Origin of the sequence: Pacificoceanicola algae (genome assembly GCF_049341065.1) — a bacterium.
GTDB lineage: Bacteria > Pseudomonadota > Alphaproteobacteria > Rhodobacterales > Rhodobacteraceae > Pacificoceanicola.
Genome location: NZ_JBMPIX010000011.1, coordinates 1 through 15,556 on the forward strand (window position 1 = coordinate 1; position 15,556 = coordinate 15,556).

At 61.0% G+C, this 15,556-nt stretch carries 15 protein-coding genes; 4 read left to right on the forward strand and 11 right to left on the reverse strand.

The annotated features are described in order from the left end of the window. Positions 1-362: 362 nt before the first annotated feature. The 4 genes from ACOYQJ_RS16010 to ACOYQJ_RS16025 are packed head-to-tail and all read right to left on the reverse strand — an operon-like array spanning position 363 to position 4,810. Positions 363-1,202 (reverse strand): PPC domain-containing DNA-binding protein, encoded by an 840-nt coding sequence (locus ACOYQJ_RS16010; protein ID WP_422907048.1) that lies wholly within the window; start codon positions 1,200-1,202, stop codon positions 363-365. Further along, a complete protein-coding gene (locus ACOYQJ_RS16015; RefSeq protein ID WP_422907049.1) occupies positions 1,199-2,809 on the reverse strand; it encodes an acyl-CoA synthetase in 1,611 nt (536 codons plus the stop codon). The genes ACOYQJ_RS16010 and ACOYQJ_RS16015 overlap by 4 nt, the downstream gene beginning before the upstream one ends. Further along, complete coding sequence (locus tag ACOYQJ_RS16020; protein ID WP_422907050.1) at positions 2,806-3,978, reverse strand: acetyl-CoA acetyltransferase; 1,173 nt, start codon at positions 3,976-3,978, stop codon at positions 2,806-2,808. Before ACOYQJ_RS16020 ends, ACOYQJ_RS16015 begins: the two co-directional genes overlap by 4 nt. A gap of 25 nt (positions 3,979-4,003) precedes the next feature. Beyond that, positions 4,004-4,810, reverse strand: coding sequence for an IclR family transcriptional regulator (locus tag ACOYQJ_RS16025; RefSeq protein ID WP_422907051.1), 807 nt, complete (start codon positions 4,808-4,810; stop codon positions 4,004-4,006). A gap of 193 nt (positions 4,811-5,003) precedes the next feature. On the opposite strand from ACOYQJ_RS16025, the gene ACOYQJ_RS16030 reads away from it, so the two are divergent. The 4 genes from ACOYQJ_RS16030 to ACOYQJ_RS16045 are packed head-to-tail and all read left to right on the forward strand — an operon-like array spanning position 5,004 to position 8,766. Continuing rightward, entirely contained in the window at positions 5,004-6,026 is a 1,023-nt protein-coding gene (locus ACOYQJ_RS16030) for a TRAP transporter substrate-binding protein (protein ID WP_422907052.1), read from the forward strand. Positions 6,027-6,080: 54 nt separating this feature from the next. After that, the gene (locus tag ACOYQJ_RS16035) at positions 6,081-6,608 is read left to right on the forward strand and encodes a TRAP transporter small permease subunit (RefSeq protein WP_422907053.1); all 528 of its coding nucleotides are present in this window, start codon (positions 6,081-6,083) and stop codon (positions 6,606-6,608) included. Then, a complete protein-coding gene (locus ACOYQJ_RS16040; RefSeq protein WP_422907054.1) occupies positions 6,605-7,972 on the forward strand; it encodes a TRAP transporter large permease in 1,368 nt (455 codons plus the stop codon). Before ACOYQJ_RS16035 ends, ACOYQJ_RS16040 begins: the two co-directional genes overlap by 4 nt. Continuing rightward, the gene (locus tag ACOYQJ_RS16045) at positions 7,972-8,766 is read left to right on the forward strand and encodes an SDR family NAD(P)-dependent oxidoreductase (protein WP_422907055.1); all 795 of its coding nucleotides are present in this window, start codon (positions 7,972-7,974) and stop codon (positions 8,764-8,766) included. The genes ACOYQJ_RS16040 and ACOYQJ_RS16045 overlap by 1 nt, the downstream gene beginning before the upstream one ends. Before the next feature lie 25 nt (positions 8,767-8,791). Here the strand turns inward: ACOYQJ_RS16045 and scpB are convergent, their stop codons facing one another. The 7 genes from scpB to ACOYQJ_RS16080 all read right to left on the reverse strand — a co-directional run bounded on the left by scpB (position 8,792) and on the right by ACOYQJ_RS16080 (position 15,555). Then, entirely contained in the window at positions 8,792-9,337 is a 546-nt protein-coding gene (gene scpB, locus ACOYQJ_RS16050; protein WP_422907144.1) for an SMC-Scp complex subunit ScpB, read from the reverse strand. A gap of 65 nt (positions 9,338-9,402) precedes the next feature. Then, positions 9,403-10,296: a DUF1403 family protein gene (locus ACOYQJ_RS16055; protein WP_422907056.1), complete on the reverse strand. Its 894-nt coding sequence runs from the start codon at positions 10,294-10,296 to the stop codon at positions 9,403-9,405. A 116-nt stretch (positions 10,297-10,412) separates the two neighbouring features. Continuing rightward, positions 10,413-11,423: an ABC transporter ATP-binding protein gene (locus ACOYQJ_RS16060; RefSeq protein WP_422907057.1), complete on the reverse strand. Its 1,011-nt coding sequence runs from the start codon at positions 11,421-11,423 to the stop codon at positions 10,413-10,415. Then, positions 11,420-12,448, reverse strand: coding sequence for a Gfo/Idh/MocA family protein (locus ACOYQJ_RS16065; protein WP_422907058.1), 1,029 nt, complete (start codon positions 12,446-12,448; stop codon positions 11,420-11,422). The genes ACOYQJ_RS16060 and ACOYQJ_RS16065 overlap by 4 nt, the downstream gene beginning before the upstream one ends. Next, positions 12,445-13,284 (reverse strand): carbohydrate ABC transporter permease, encoded by an 840-nt coding sequence (locus tag ACOYQJ_RS16070; RefSeq protein ID WP_422907059.1) that lies wholly within the window; start codon positions 13,282-13,284, stop codon positions 12,445-12,447. Before ACOYQJ_RS16070 ends, ACOYQJ_RS16065 begins: the two co-directional genes overlap by 4 nt. 11 nt (positions 13,285-13,295) lie before the next feature. Further along, positions 13,296-14,219 (reverse strand): carbohydrate ABC transporter permease, encoded by a 924-nt coding sequence (locus ACOYQJ_RS16075; protein ID WP_422907060.1) that lies wholly within the window; start codon positions 14,217-14,219, stop codon positions 13,296-13,298. A gap of 79 nt (positions 14,220-14,298) precedes the next feature. Beyond that, the gene (locus ACOYQJ_RS16080) at positions 14,299-15,555 is read right to left on the reverse strand and encodes an ABC transporter substrate-binding protein (protein ID WP_422907061.1); all 1,257 of its coding nucleotides are present in this window, start codon (positions 15,553-15,555) and stop codon (positions 14,299-14,301) included. Position 15,556 lies beyond the last annotated feature (1 nt).

The window sequence follows — 15,556 nt, forward strand, 5'->3', positions numbered from 1 at the left end:
CAACCGCGCCTCAGCGCCGCCGGTGAAGGGGGTTCTAGTACCACCACCCAAAACCCGCAAGCAGTTTTTTGAAGAAATCAAAAGATTTCTGAAAATCTCAAAATTACATATATATTTCAATAGCTTACACGCCAACTTCCCATGAATTTTGGCCCAAAGCACCGCGACAGCCAAGAAGCGACGAGAGAATCTGGCACAATCCCTCCCACGGCACCGAAACGAAACCAGTGGTCAAATTTCGGCGTTGGAAGCCTTGGCCTAGGCCCCGAACACCACATGTAGCAGTTGGGACGCTTTTGAGCGCAGATTATGCCCTGATCCGTCTCAGGACTCTATACGTACTTCGGCCTTCGCCCAGACCGTCATTGGGATGAATCGGGCGATTCCATGATCAATAGCTCGAAGGTCACGCAGACCGGCGACAATCCGGGGAGCAGGCTGCCACTGAATTGACCGTCCTTGGGGTCAACGCAGTACATCGGCAAGCTCAATGCACCGTCCCATTGCGCCCCGGGCAGGATCAGCACCTCTGAGATCGGCGAGGCCATCGGCTCCCCCGTCTCGAACTGCGCGCCGATCAGGCTGCCGATCCCGACCACTATGGCGCGGCTGAATGCGGCCTGCGCAATCATTGCACTGATGGCGTCCGAGATATCGTGATGCGGGTTCACCTTGGCGATCAGCGCATTACCCCCATCCGCACCGCCTGTTGGATGGAAGATCGGAAACTGTGTCTCGGGGTTCATCGATACATCGAACAGTCCGCCGTCAAAGGCGTAAAGCGTCACCTCGGCATCCTTTGGCAAAGTCACATCGTCCGGCAGAAGGTGCCCGCATTTCGATTTGCCATCTTCGTCCCACACTGCATGACAGTGCAGCCACCACGCCCCTTCGCGCCGCCCCACAATGGCGCTGCCGTGACGAATACGGCCGAGGCTGCCGCTGTGGGTCTTGCTGTACCACGCCGCGTGAATGCCGTCGTGTGACGGTCCCGGCATGACATAATCATAGGGGCCGATCGTCAGACCATCCAAGGTCATCACGCCGCTGTCGCATCCGGCTTTGTCCATGGCTCCGGCAACCGCCTGCATCAGCGACTGACCGCCGCCAAGCACCACCCGAACCCGGCGCGCCTGTCCCCGCGCCATTTGGAACGGGTGTTCCGCTGCAGGTCCGGGGTGGCGAATGATCTCGCAGGTCATGCGCCTTCTCCCGGCCAGAGGCCGCGCGCCTCGAGCTCCTCGCGCACCAGTTTCTTGGTGATTTTGCCGTAACCGGTCTTGGGCATTTCATCGAGAAAGATATAGCGGTGAGGCAGCTTGTATTTCGCCAGCTTCGCCTCCAGCATCTGCGCCAGTTCCGCAGGCTCAACGCTTTGACCCGGCTCGCAGGTGCAAACGGCGATGCCGACCTCGCCCCAACGCGGATGCGGCGCGCCGAGAATGGCCACCTCGGACAGCGCCGGATGGGTCAGCATCAGCTCTTCTATCTCGCGCGGGTACACGTTGGAGCCACCCGAGATGTACATGTCCGAAGACCGCCCCGTAATATAAAGGTATCTCTGCGCATCCAGATGGCCCAGATCGCCGGTGCGGAACCAGCCATCGCGGAACGCCTTTTCGTTCGCCCCGTCGTCCATATAATAGCCCGCGCAAACCGCAGGGCCCGCAACGCAGATCTCGCCCGTCTGATCCGGGCCAAGCTCGTTGCCCGCATCGTCCTGAATCGAGACATGCAGCCCGGTGCGCTCAATCCCGCAGGTTCCGATACGTGCCTCTGGTCCGTCGTCAATGTGGTGATCCTGAGGCGGCAGATAGGTGATGCATCCCGTTACTTCGCCCAAACCAAAATACTGCACCAGAACCGGCCCGAGCTTGCGCAGTGCGTGTTTCTGATCCTCTCGGTACATCGGGGCGCCCGCGTAGATCACATAGCGCAGGCTGGAATGGTCGTAATCATCCACCGCCGGATGTTCCGTCAGCATTTTGACGATGGTCGGCACAGTGAACATGTTCGTCACGCGATAGCGCTGCACCAGTTCCCAAGCCTGCGCCGGATCGAACTTGCCGGACGGCAGCAGCACCGAACAAACCCCACCCGCGATCATCATCAGTTGGTGCATGCCCGCGCCGTGGCTCAGCGGCGCGACGACAAGGCTCATGTCGTCCGGCGTGGTGCCGGGCGTCAGATCATGCAGATGGTTGAGCGCGGTAAAGGTCAGCTGGCCGTGGGTCAGAACAACCGCCTTGGGCCGCCCGGTCGACCCTGACGTGAAGAACAGCCAGCACGGAGCATCCCGATCCACCGCAACGTTGGGAACCTGCGTGCCCATATACCGCGCGATCAGGTCATTATAGGCCGTGCCGAACCCCCGCCCGATACATATCACCTGCGAAAGCTTTGGCGCAGCCTCGACGCAGGCACTTGCATGCTCGGGGAAGCCATCTTCGCAGAACATCAGCGACACGTCGGACTTTTCGGCCAGATAGGCGACCTCGTCAGGGCGCTGGCGAAAATTCGACGGCACCCAGACCGCGCCGATGCGCCAGCAGGCCAGCATGATTTCAGTGATTTGGTTGTTGTTCGGGCTTTGCACCAGCACCCGGTCGCCGGGCATAACACCATAGTCACCCTGCATCGCAGCCGCCAGCGCACTGACCCGCGCATCCAGATCGCGCCATGTCAGGGTCTGCTCGCCCCAGATGATCGCAGGCCGGTCGCCCAAGCGCGCCGCGTTCTTTGTCAGGAAATGCGCCAGGTTATGGCTGCGCGTTGACCAAGGCAGTTTCGGGTCGCGGTTTGCGATCATTTCACGCGCTCCAGAATCGAGACGTAATTGGCCACCGCCGCCCCGCCCATATTGAAGACACCCGCGATCTGCACGTCGGGCAGTTGCATCTCGCCTGCCTCGCCTGCCAGTTGCATCGCCGCCATCACATGTTGCGAAACACCCGTCGCGCCCAGCGGGTGGCCGCGCGATTTCAGCCCGCCCGAAGGGTTCACCGGCAGCTTGCCGTCGCGGGTGGTGATGCCTTCGCGGATCACCCGGCCGCCCTGTCCGCGTTCAGCCAGCCCCATGGCCTCGTATTCCAAAAGCTCGGCGATGGTGAAACAGTCATGGGTTTCCACCATGTCCAGATCGTCCAGCGTCAGACCAGCCTGCGCCAGCGACTTGGCCCAGACCGCCCGTGGCCCGGCGAATTCCGTCGGATCGCGCCGCGACAGGGCAAGAATGTCGTTGACCTGATTGCGGGCCCGGAAAGCGATCGCGCGCTTAAGATCAGCGGCTACATCCGGATGCGCGATCACCAGCGCCGCGGCCCCATCCGAGACAAGCGAACAATCGGTGCGCCGCAAGGGCCCGGCGACCAAGGGGTTCTTGTCCGTGACAGTGTTGCAGAACTCAGCAGTGAACGGTTTGCGCATATGCGCATAGGGGTTCAGCATCCCGTGGGCGTGGTTCTTGGCTGCAATCATCGCCAGTTCCATCGAATGATCACCGTGTTTCTGGAAATAGCTGTTCGCGATCTGGCCAAAGACCCCGGCAAAGCCGCCCTCGCCTTCGCCTTCTTCGGCGCGATACGATGCCGTCAACAGGATATCTCCGATCTGCGCGCCCGGTGTCGCCGTCATCTTTTCCGCACCGACCACAAGCGCCACCTTGCCACGGCCCGCGGCGATGAAATCCATCGCGGCATAAAGCGCGGCAGACCCGGTGGCGCAGGCATTCTCAAGATGGGTCGCGGGCACATGCGCCAGTTCCGGAACTGCCATACCGACAAGCGCGCCCTCGAAGGCCTGTTTGGAAAACCCGTTGTTGTAGACGCCAACGAAAATCCCATCGACGGCCTCGGCGCCGACCCCGGCATGGTCCAAGGCATCGGGCACCACGCTACCGATCAGCTCGATCAGGGTTTCTTCGGGCGCCTTGCCAAACTTGGAGTGAGCCCAGCCCACGATTTGCGGTTGTTCGACCATCTGTTTTCCTCCCTACAGTCCCGGATCAGGCCGGGTGCATTCTTTTGCTCAGGCGCGCTTCGACCTGCGCCACCTCGCGCCGCAACATCGCGGCCAATTCCAATTGTCGGGTTTCCTGCATCCGGGTGTCGATCGCGGCGATCGACAGGGCGCCAAGCACCTCTCCATCCGGGCCGTGTATCGCCATGCCGATGGCCCATGAATTCGGCAGGTACAGCCCCGGGTTCAACGCCCACCCCCTGTCTTGCGACCGCGCGATGCTGTGCGCGACCACCTCGGGCGTGTAGCCGGGATAGCCCTGCGCCAGCAGCGGCGTGATCGTTTCGAGCACCTCTGCGCGTTCAGGTTCCGGCAGTGCGGCGAGCATCGCCATGGCCCCCGCCCCCACGCCAAGGGGATGACAGTCGCCGGTGCGCAGCGCCTGGCTTCGGATCGGGTAAGTACCCTCTTCGCGATGCGCGCAGACCGCGTAAGATCCGCGCCGCACTGACAGATAGGTGTTGTCTTCACTCTCCGCCGCCAGTCGCAAAAGGCTATCAGAGGCCGCCTCGAGAACATCGACCCGCTTGCGCGCCATCAGGCCCAGCAAATAGATCTCGGGTCCCAGCACATAATGGCGGCTGCTGGCATCTTGTTCGACCATGCCAGCCCGCATCAGCGCCAGCATCAGGCGTCGCACGGTTGGACGACTCAGCCCCGTGGCATCAGTCAATGCCGTCATCGACACTGGCCTTCCGCCGCCCTGCCCGACAAGCGACAGCAAAGACAACGCGCGATCAACGCTTTGCGCGCCTCCGGCCTCTTTGCTCTCAGCGCCACCAGACATGTCCATATTATGGATACCTTTTCGCAGATTTTCCTCCATGCTGCTTCAAACTTTGCCATCAAACAAGGAAAATGCGAAAGCTATTTACACATCCGCCTTATGGCGCTTAGTCTGACGGTGATTTGATGTCCACATTATGAACCGCATCGCCACGGAGGAGGTCTCGTGGCGGGGCATCGACAACCCGGGAGGAAACCAAATGAAAACACTCACCACAGTCGTGGCGGCTGCAACGCTTGTCGCCGGTGCCGCGCAGGCGGAAACGCTGGTCATGCAGTCGATCTATCCGTCGTCACTGCCGCTTTTGGGCGACAGCGGGGTTCGTCTGACCGAACAGGTCAGCAAACTGACCGGCGGCGAACTGGAAATCGAGTTCAACGAACCCGGCGCCATCGTCGGCGGCAATGAGATGTGGGATGCCATCTCGACCGGGGCGGTGGACGCTGGCTGGTATTCGCCGGGCTTCGCGCAGGGGATCATACCCTCGGCCGCGATCTTCACCGCCGTGCCCTTTGGTCCCGACGTACGTGAGTATACCGCATGGTGGTACGAAGGCGGCGGCAAGGAAATCTGGGCCGACATCACCAAGCCCTATAACATCCACACCGAACTTTGCACGATCCTCGTCCCCGAGGCCTCGGGCTGGTTCGCCAAGGAAATCAACACGCCGTCCGACCTTGATGGCGTCAAGATGCGGATCTTTGGGCTGGGCGCATCGGTCATGCAAAAGCTGGGCGTCGAAGCGCAGTCCATGCCCGTTGCCGACACGCTGACCGGCCTGCGCCTTGGCACCATCGACGCCGCCGAGGTGTCCTTCCCGCTGATCGACAAAGCGGTGTCGATGAACGACTACGCCAGCAACTATTACTTCCCCGGCTGGCACCAGCAGACCTCGCTGATCACATTCATCATCAACCAGGACGCATGGGACGGACTGAGCGATCAGCAGCGTTTCTCGATCGAGACAGCCTGCGCCGCCAACGTCGCCTATACCTCGGCTGAAGGCGAGGCCAAGCAGCTTCAACCGCTGGCCGACCTTGAGGCGGCGGGCGTCACTGTCCACAAATGGAACGATGAAATGATGGCCGCCTTCCGCGGTGCCTGGAACGACGTGGTGACCGAACAAAGCGCTGCCGATCCCGACTTCAAGCGCGCTTGGGAAAGCCTTTCCAACTTCCGCGCCGATTTTGCCAAGTGGTCCGATCTGGCCTACCTCAAGTAACCCACTCCGGGTGGCGGAATATCCTTCCGCCGCCCGCTTTCCCGAAGGTATCCCATGGACTCCCTGCTGATCTGGTCGAACAGGCTGGCTCTGCCATGCCGTGCGGTGGCCAAGCTATGCGGCTGGCTGCTGCTGATCCTGATGGCCGTCATCCTTTATGACGTGGTTGGACGCCGATTCTTTTCCACCGGATCGTTCAAGCTGCAAGAGCTTGAGTGGCATCTGCATGGCGCGATTGCGGTGCTTTGCTTTGGGTATGCCTACATCGAAAACGCCCATGTGCGCATTGATCTCGTCTCACAGCACCTGCGGCGCAACACCCGGCTTTGGATCGAGATTTTTGCGATCCTCGCTTTCCTAATCCCTTTCATGCTTTTGCTGAGCTGGTACGGCTTTGACTTTACCCTGCGATCCTTCCAACGCGGCGAAGGCAGCTCCGGCGGGATCGGCCTGCCAAATCGCTGGATCATCAAATCAGCCATCCCGCTGGGCGCATTGCTGACCATCATCGGCGGGCTTTCCGTGCTGCTGCGCTCGGTCGTTGCCCTCAAACGACCTGATCTGGCAGAGGAAAACCTATGATCGAGATGATCTCAGCCGCCCTGCCCGGCACGATGTTTCTGGCTCTGGTGGTGGCGCTGTTCTCTGGTGCGCCCGTGGCCATCATGCTGATGGGGATCAGCCTTGTCTTTGGTCTGCTGGCGGTCTGGACCGGCGACATGCGGCTGGTCCATGCGACCCTGCTGCCCAATCGGATCTTTACCGGCACCATCGACAACGCAGTTCTGGTGGCGGCCCCCATGTTCATCTTCATGGGTCTGATCATGGAAAAGACCCGCATCGCCGAAGACCTTCTGGTCACTCTGCAACGCCTGATGCGCGTGATCCCGGGCGGGCTGGCGCTGGCCGTTGTGCTGATGGGCACCATTCTGGCCGCCGCCACCGGAATCATCGGCGCCTCGGTCGTGATGCTGACCATGCTGGCGGTGCCAACGATGATCGACCGCGGTTATAACAAAGGGCTTGCGGCCGGAACGGTTGCCAGCGCGGGTACGCTGGGCATTCTGATCCCGCCTTCGGTGATGCTGGTCTTCATGGGCGACCTGCTGAGCATTTCTCTGGGGCATCTCTTTGTCGCCGCGTTGCTTCCCGGGCTACTGCTGGCCCTGTCCTATGTCGTCTATATCGTCGTGCGCAGCGCGCTCCAGCCGTCGATTGCGCCCAAAGCACCACCGCCCAGCGAAGAGGAGCGCCGCGGCCTTTGGCTTGAGACCCTGAAATCCGTTCTGGCGCCACTGGTCATGATCATCGCCGTTCTCGGCTCGATCCTTGGCGGCATTGCCACCCCGACCGAGGCCTCAGGCGTTGGCGTTTTCGCCGCGCTGCTGCTGGGCGCCTTGCGCGGCCGTCTGACCCGCACAACCCTGAACGAAAGCATGGATGGCTCGGTCAAGACGCTGGGCATGCTGTTCTTTATCTTTGTTGGCGCGACGGCCTTTTCCTACATCTTCCGCAAGGTTGGTGGCGAGCATTTCATCATCGACAGCGCCAATGCCCTGCCCTTTGGCAACTGGGGGCTTTTGATGGCGATCATGGCGATGATCTTTGTCATGGGTTTCTTCTTCGACTGGATCGAGATTACTCTGATCATGCTGCCGATCTTTGCGCCCATCGTGCAAGCCATGGACCTCGGGGACCATGTGGCGCGCAGCGAAATGATCTACTGGTTCGCCATTCTCGTGTCCCTGAACCTGCAAACGTCCTTTCTCACACCACCCTTCGGCTTTGCGCTGTTCTACCTCAAGGGCGCGGCGGGCAACCTGCTGTCGATGCGTGACATTTATCTGGGGATCATTCCCTTTGTCCTTTTGCAACTGCTGGTGCTGGGTCTGGCCATTGTGTTTCCGGATGTCGCCCTGTGGTTGCCGCGAAAGGTCTTTGATTGATGGGTCGGGTCGCGGGAAAACGGGTTGCCGTCATCGGTGCGGGCTCGGTCGGGGAAGGCTGGGGGAATGGCAAGGCGGCGGCGGTTCTATACGCGCGCGAAGGCGCTTCGGTGCTCTGCGTCGATCGCAACAGCGACGCCGCCGAGCAAACGGCGCAGATCATCCGGCGCGAAGGTGGAACGGCGCATGTCATGGCCGGGGACATGACCGACCCGCAGGCCGCCAATGCGATGGCTGACGCCGCGCGCGCCCAACTGGGCGGGTTGGACATCTTGCATTTCAACATCGGGATCAGCACACCGGGCGGCGTTGAAATCACCGCTTTCAGCGACTGGCAAAAGGTCTTTGCCGTCAATCTCGACGCCGCGTTTCACTGCACGCAGGCCGCCCTGCCCTTGCTGGAACAGGACAGCGGCGGCGCGATCGTCTATATCTCCAGCCTCGCGGGCGAAAGCAACGGGCCTTACCGATACGTCGGCTACGAGGCGTCCAAGGCTGCGCTGCAACGCCTGTCAAAAAGCGTGGCCATCGAATACGCCGCGCGCGGCGTGCGGGCCAATTGCGTTCTGCCCGGCATGATCGACACCCCCCACGCGCAAAGTTTCATCGGGCCGGATACGGACCACGACGCTCTCGCACGGGCCCGCGCCAGCAAGGTCCCGATGAAACGGCAGGGCACAGCTTGGGACGTTGCCGAAGCCGCGCTGTTTCTGGCCTCGGATGCCGCCGGTTTTGTGACCGGGGTCGAGCTGCGCGTCGATGGCGGTATGGGCACCCAGTTCGGCAGCGCCTGAAACCTGCCGGGATGGCAAACCCCGGTCAGGCCCGGAAGGCTTCTGGCGGGCTATCGCTCGGCTCAAGCATGCCTGCATCCTCCAGCATCTCCCGGTCCGGCAGATCACGCAGGCTTTCCAGACCAAAGGCGACAAGGAAGGCGTCAGTTGTCACAAAGGTATAAGGCGCCCCCCGGCGAGGGCTGCGCGGCCCCGTCGCGATCAGGTTTTGGGCATGCAATCGCCCGATCAGATCGCGGCTGATCTCCTTGCCAAAGATGTCCTTGAGCCCATCGCGGGTGATCGGCTGGTGATAGGCAATCCCCGCCAGAACGGCCGTGTCGAACGCACTCAGATCAAGCGACTGTTCCCCCACTTCAGCCGCCGCACGGATCACCGGCCCATAGGCGGGGCGGGTGCGCAACATCCATCCCCCCGCGACCGAAGCCACCTCATAGGGTCGCCCCTCCAGATCGCCCGCAAGGTCTTCGATCAACAGCTCGACCGAAACACCCTGCCCTACAACTCGGCCCAGATCCTCGCGCGGAACAGGCGAGGCGCTGGCGAACAGCACGGCCTCGAGCCGCCGCATCCATTCGCGCCAACGCAGCTCGGGCGGCAGGTCTTCGAGTTCTCGGTCAAGGTCTTCGCTCACCGTCAGACCCCGTAAAGCCGGAAACTCGCCCGGCCCGTCAATTCGCGCACCGCGCCGAGATCCACCAGACGGTCACACAGCCGACGCGCCGCGCGATCCGACATGAGATCGGTGAGGGCAAGCGATGGTGACAGCGCGTCTTTGTTAAGGAACATGTCAACGGCCAACCCGGCGCCTTTGGCGCGTAATTTCGGAGCCACCGCGCGCAACCGTGCCGCCCGCCCTGAAAGGTCGGACGCCATGCGCAGCGCCTCCCCCACCGAGCTGACAATCGCGTGGTGGCAAGCGCGGCGAAGGTCATCACCGCGCAACCGCAGATCGCGGGGCTTCAACCCAAATGCCAGAAGTGGAACAAGATGTCGCCAGCCCAAAGCGCGTGCCAAAACAGCATCCGCCAGGATCAAGGCGACCGCCTCGGCGCGCGGAAGATCCGCCAGAACCGCCTCCAACACTGCCGAACATTGCGCCACCGGGCAGCCCTTGCCAGTCGCCAGCCAAACCGGGATATGCGCGGCCAAGTCGTCGGGCAACGCGCCTTGCAACGCCTCGGCCTTGACCGGCCGGGCAACCGCCCGGCGCCATTGAACAAAGATCGCGCCCGCCGGGCCGGGCAAATCACCAAGCCGCAAAAGATGCACCTCGTCGCGCAGGTCTGGTGCCCGCTCGGGCCGCCCCGTGATCACCACGCAGGATTCGGCGGCACGCAGCGCCAGCCTTTCACGCAGCAAGCCCCCGGGAACCTCGGGATGGCAGACCACACCATCGAGAACCGCCAACGCCGCACCGGATTTAAAGGCCAGATCCTCAATGGATTCACCGCGCGCGGAGCTGATCCACCCCGGCAAAAGCGGCAATCTGGCTGACAGGTCAGACGGGTTGGGAGCGGCAATGTTCATGCCGCCAGAGTAATCCAGCGCGGCGCTTCAATCCAGAAAATAACGGATGAACCGCCGCCAAATTTGGGCCGACGATGGCTGATGAAAACTGCCCGCGGTCTGCCTTTGCAAGCCCGTCAAGCTGCCAAAGGCAGGATCCTCTGGTCGGTCTCGTCAAAATGGAACGCCTTTTCAGGATCGAACCCAAGCCGAACATGTGCGCCCACCGCAGTGTCATTCTGGCCGAAAAGGCGGACAGTCAGGGTTTCGCCTTGCTCGGTTTTGACCAGTAGGTTGGTATCCCCGCCAAGTCGTTCGACATGAGTCACTTCGCCACTGATCTGCCCATCGGCGCGCAGGCCAAGGTGTTCCGGGCGAATGCCAATGGTCTGCCCCGCAGGCTGACCGGGCACCGAGCGTTCGAGGAAGTTCATCGACGGTGAGCCAAGAAAGCCCGCCACAAACCGATTGGCCGGGTTGTTGTACAGCTCCATCGGGCTGCCAACCTGTTCAATCCGGCCATCACGCAGTACCACGATCTTATCGGCGAGGGTCATCGCCTCGATCTGGTCGTGGGTCACATAAATCATAGAAGCCGACAGCGTGCGGTGCAGCGCCGCAATCTCGACCCGGGTGTTCATGCGCAAAGCGGCGTCGAGGTTCGACAGCGGCTCGTCGAAAAGGAACAGTTTCGGGTCACGCACGATGGCCCGGCCAATGGCGACGCGCTGACGTTGTCCGCCGGACAGCTCGGCCGGGCGGCGGGCCAGATAATCGTCGAGGTCCAGCATCTTGCTAGCCTTGCTCACACGCTCTTCAACTACGGATTTCGGCCGGCCTTCCTGCTTCAGACCCAGCCCCATGTTGTCCTTGACGGTCAGATGCGGGTACAGCGCATAGGACTGGAAAACCATGGCGATACCGCGTTTGGCCGGCGGCACATCGTTCACCACATCATCGGCGATCATCACCGTGCCGCTGCTGGCCGTTTCCAACCCGGCGATCACGCGCAGCAAGGTGGACTTTCCGCAGCCCGAGGGGCCAACGAAGACAACAAATTCGCCGTCCTCCACGGTCAGGTTGATATCTTTCAGCACATGGACCGAGCCAAAGGATTTGTTGACGTTTTCGAGTTTCAGCGCGGTCATGCGGTTTCTCCCAGTTGGATGGTTTGGCCTGTGCGAATGCTTTCATCGGCCGCAAGGCAGATGCGCAGCGATTGCACGGCGTCAGTCATATGGCGGCTCAGGTCCATATCGTTCAGGATGGCATCAACCATCCAGGCTTGCTCGGCATCGCACAGTGCCTGATGGCCCGGTTCGTCCGGCAGGTCTATCAGCTGGTCGTTACCTGGTCGGTGGACCAGCAAACCGCCAACGCGGGTATGGCCATCCACGTCGTCCGAGGCACCCTTGTTCGCATCGGTGATCGACACGGCGCCATTCGGGCTGACCACGTCTTTGACAAAGAAAGCGGTCTCGGACATCATCGGGCCCCAGCCGGCCTCGTACCAACCGACCGAGCCATCGTCGAAGATCACCTGAAACTGGCCGTAGTTGTACATATCGGGGGCGATTTCATCAGACAGCCGTAGACCCATGCCGTTTACCCGCAAAGGCATTGCATCGGTGATCTGGCACATGACATCGACATAATGAACGCCGCAGTCGACCAAAGGCGATGTGGTTGCCATCAACGCCTTGTGCGTTTCCCACGTCGGGCCGCTGGACTGCTGGTTCAGGTTCAGCCGGAACACGTAAGGCCCGCCAAGGCCGCGGGCCTCCGCGATCAGGCGTTGCCAACTGGGATGATGGCGAAGGATATAGCCGACACCCAGCTTGCGGTTCCGGCGCTTGGCGGCCTCAACTACACGCGCCGCATCCGCGACATTGCCCGCCAAAGGCTTTTCGACAAAGACATGCGCCCCAGCCTCCATCGCGGCGATGGCATAACCCGCATGGGTATCGGTGTAGGTGGCCACCACGACAAGATCGGGTTTTGTCTGAGCAAGGGCCGCTTCGAAATCGTCGAACAGCGGGTAGTCCGCAAGCGCATCCGGCAAGTCGACGGTCGAGCGGTTGACCAGCCCGACAATCTGCGACCGCGGGTCAGCATGATGGGCCAAGGCGTGGCTGCGCCCCATATTCCCCAGACCGGCAATCAACACTCTCATTTGACGGCTCCCGATGTGATGCCGCGGATCAACTGACGCGAGAAGATGACGTAAAGGATCATCACCGGCAGGATCGCCATGGACAACGCCGAAAGGACCGCGTTCCAGTCCGTCACGAATTGCCCGATAAAGACCTGGCTGCCCAGCGTCAGGGTTTTGACCTCTTCAGCGGGGGCAAGGATCAGCGGGAACCACAGATCGTTCCAGATCGGGATCATGTTGAACACCGCCACTGTCGCCATGGCAGGGCGCACAAGCGGCAGCACCAGCCGGAAGAAGATCTTGTATTCACTCAGCCCGTCGATGCGCCCGGCGTTCTTGAGGTCATCACTGACGCCCTTCATGAACTCGGAGAGGATAAAGACCGCCAAGGGCAAGCCCTGCGCCGTATAGACAAGGATCAGCGCGGCGAGGGTATTCACCAACCCGGTCGAGACCATCATCTCGAGAATGGCCACCGTGCCGATGCGGATCGGGATCATGATCCCAAGCGCCAGATAGAGACCCATCAGCGTATTACCCTTGAACCGGTATTCGGCCAGCGCAAAGGCCGCCATTGCGCCGAACAAGAGGATCAGGGTCAAGGAAACCACGGTCACGATCATCGAGTTCTGGAAATACAGAAAGAAGTCCCCCTGTTTGAACACGGTCTCGTACCCAATCAGGGAAAAACTGTCGGCGGTCGGCAGGGCCAGCGGCTCGCGGAAAATCGCTTTGCGGGTCTTGAAGCTGTTGATCAGGATGACGAAAACCGGGAACAGCGCGATGATCGTATAGGTGATCAGGACGGCATGTGCGGCGATACTGGTGCCGGTTGTGTTGCGAACCTTGCTCATATCCTTGCCCCTCAGAACTGATAGCTGCGCAAACGGCGCTGAATACCGAAGAGGTAGATACAGACCCCCACCAGAATGATCCCGAACATGGCCGAGGCGATGGCCGAACCCATGTGCGGATCGCCCAATTGCAGCTGAAAGCCAAAGAAGGTGCGATACATGAAGGTGCCCAGAATATCCGTGCTGAAGTCCGGCCCCGCCAGTGCACCCTGAGCGGCATAGATCAGGTCGAACGCGTTGAAGTTCGCCACGAATGTCAGGATAGAGATGATCCCGATCGACGGCAGGATCAGCGGAAGCTTGATCTTGAAAAAGGCGCTCATGCCGGTGATGCCGTCACACTCGCCGGCCTCTAGGATCTCGTCCGGGATCGACAGGAGCGCCGCGTAGATCAGCATCATCGGAATGCCGACATACTGCCAGACCGACACAAGGCTCAGCGTGGTCAGGGCGTATTCTTCCTTGCCCAACCATGGCGTGTAAAGGAATTTCAAACCAATGGCGTCCAGCATCCCTGGCGCGATGCCCCAGATCGGCGAAAGGATCAGCTTCCACGCAAAGCCTACGATAACAAAGGACAGGATGGTCGGGATAAAGATCGCCGACCGGTAGAAGGCGGAAAAGCGCAACCGCGGCGAGGACAGGATCGCGGCAAGCGCCACGCCAATGGGATTCTGCACCAGCATATGGATCATGAAGAACCATGTGTTGTTGGCCAGCGCGTTCCAGAATTGATCCGACCAGATGGCATCGCCAAACAAGGTCCGGAAGTTTTGCAGACCAACCCAGATGCGCTCTTGGTCAACTTCGCTGAACAATGACAACCGAAGGGTGTTGAACAGCGGATAGATCATCACGGCCGTATAGACGAGGACGGCGGGTGCCAGAAAAACGGCGATGTGGACTCTGGGTTTCTGTTTGGCAGGCGAAGCCATCTCGCGCCTCCTGTGCAATGTCAGCGACGTTCGGGGGCCCGGGCGGCACAAACCGCCCGGGATATGTGGGAAAACAGGCTTACTGCTGCGGTGCGTACCAGCTGGCCAACCCGTCCTGCAGACGCTTGCCTGCGTCTTCGGGGCTTTCCTTGCCTTTGATTACAGCGGCGCTGGCGTTCCAGGTTTCGTTCTCAAGGTTCGGCGTGCCGCGCGACAGGATCTGGTAGGTCGAGCGGATCGAGCTTTCGCACTTGTCGCGCCAGGAAATGAATTCCTGCGCCAGCGGATCCTCAAGCGTGACCTCGGCGTTGGACAGTGGGAAGAACCCCGGCAGCGCGTTGGCGAAGATGGTCGAGAATTCGGAGGAGGCCACCCAATTGAGGAAGGTCTTGGCCGCTTCCGGGTTTTCCGTCGCCGCGTTCATCCCGATGCCGATGTCGGTATGGTCGGAGATATAGCAGGTGTCGCCCGCGTTCTGGACCGGCGGGTTGAATGCGCCCATTTCGAAATCGGCCTGCGTGTTGAAGCCCGAGATCTCCCAGGACCCGGCCGGGTAAATCGCGGCGCGGCCAAGGGTAAAGATGTTCTGGCTGTCGGGATAGGTCTGCGCCTCGAACCCGTCACCCAGATAGTCACCCCATTTGGCCAACTGCCGATAGGGCGCGACCCATGCTTCATCCGTCAGCTTTTGCTCACCGGCGATCAGCGCGTTGCGGCCTTCTTCGCCCTTCCAGTAGTTCGGGCCAATGTTGTTATAGCCCATCGTGGCGGCTTCCCACTGGTCGTTGGTGCCCATCGCCATCGGGATATAGCTGCCGTCTTCCTTGATCGCGTCCAGCGCGGCAAAGAACTCGGCCTCGGTGGTCGGCACCTCCAGCCCCAGCTCGGCAAAGGCGTCTTTGTTGTAGATAAAGCCATGGATCACCGAGGCCATCGGCACGCAATACGTCACGCTGCCGTCGTCGGTGGACCAGCCCGCTTTGGCGACATCCGAAAAGCTCGACATGCCGTCCAGATCGCTCAGGTCAGCCAGATGGCCCGCATCATACAGCGCAAGCGAGGCGTCGAACGGGCGGCAGGTGATGATGTCGCCTGCAGAGCCTGCGTCCAGCTTCGAGTTCAGGACAGCGTTGTATTCAGCCGGGGCGGACGGCGTGAACTTGATCTTGATGCCGGGGTGCTCGGCTTCGAAGGCCGGAATGATCTTGTCCTGCCAGATGGCCAGATCATCATTGCGCCAGCTCTCGATGGTCAGCGTTGCGTCTTGTGCAGAGGCTGCGGCTGCGGCCAGCAGCGTCGTTGCCAGCAGCGCGCCTTTCATTGAGGTGTGTGTCATT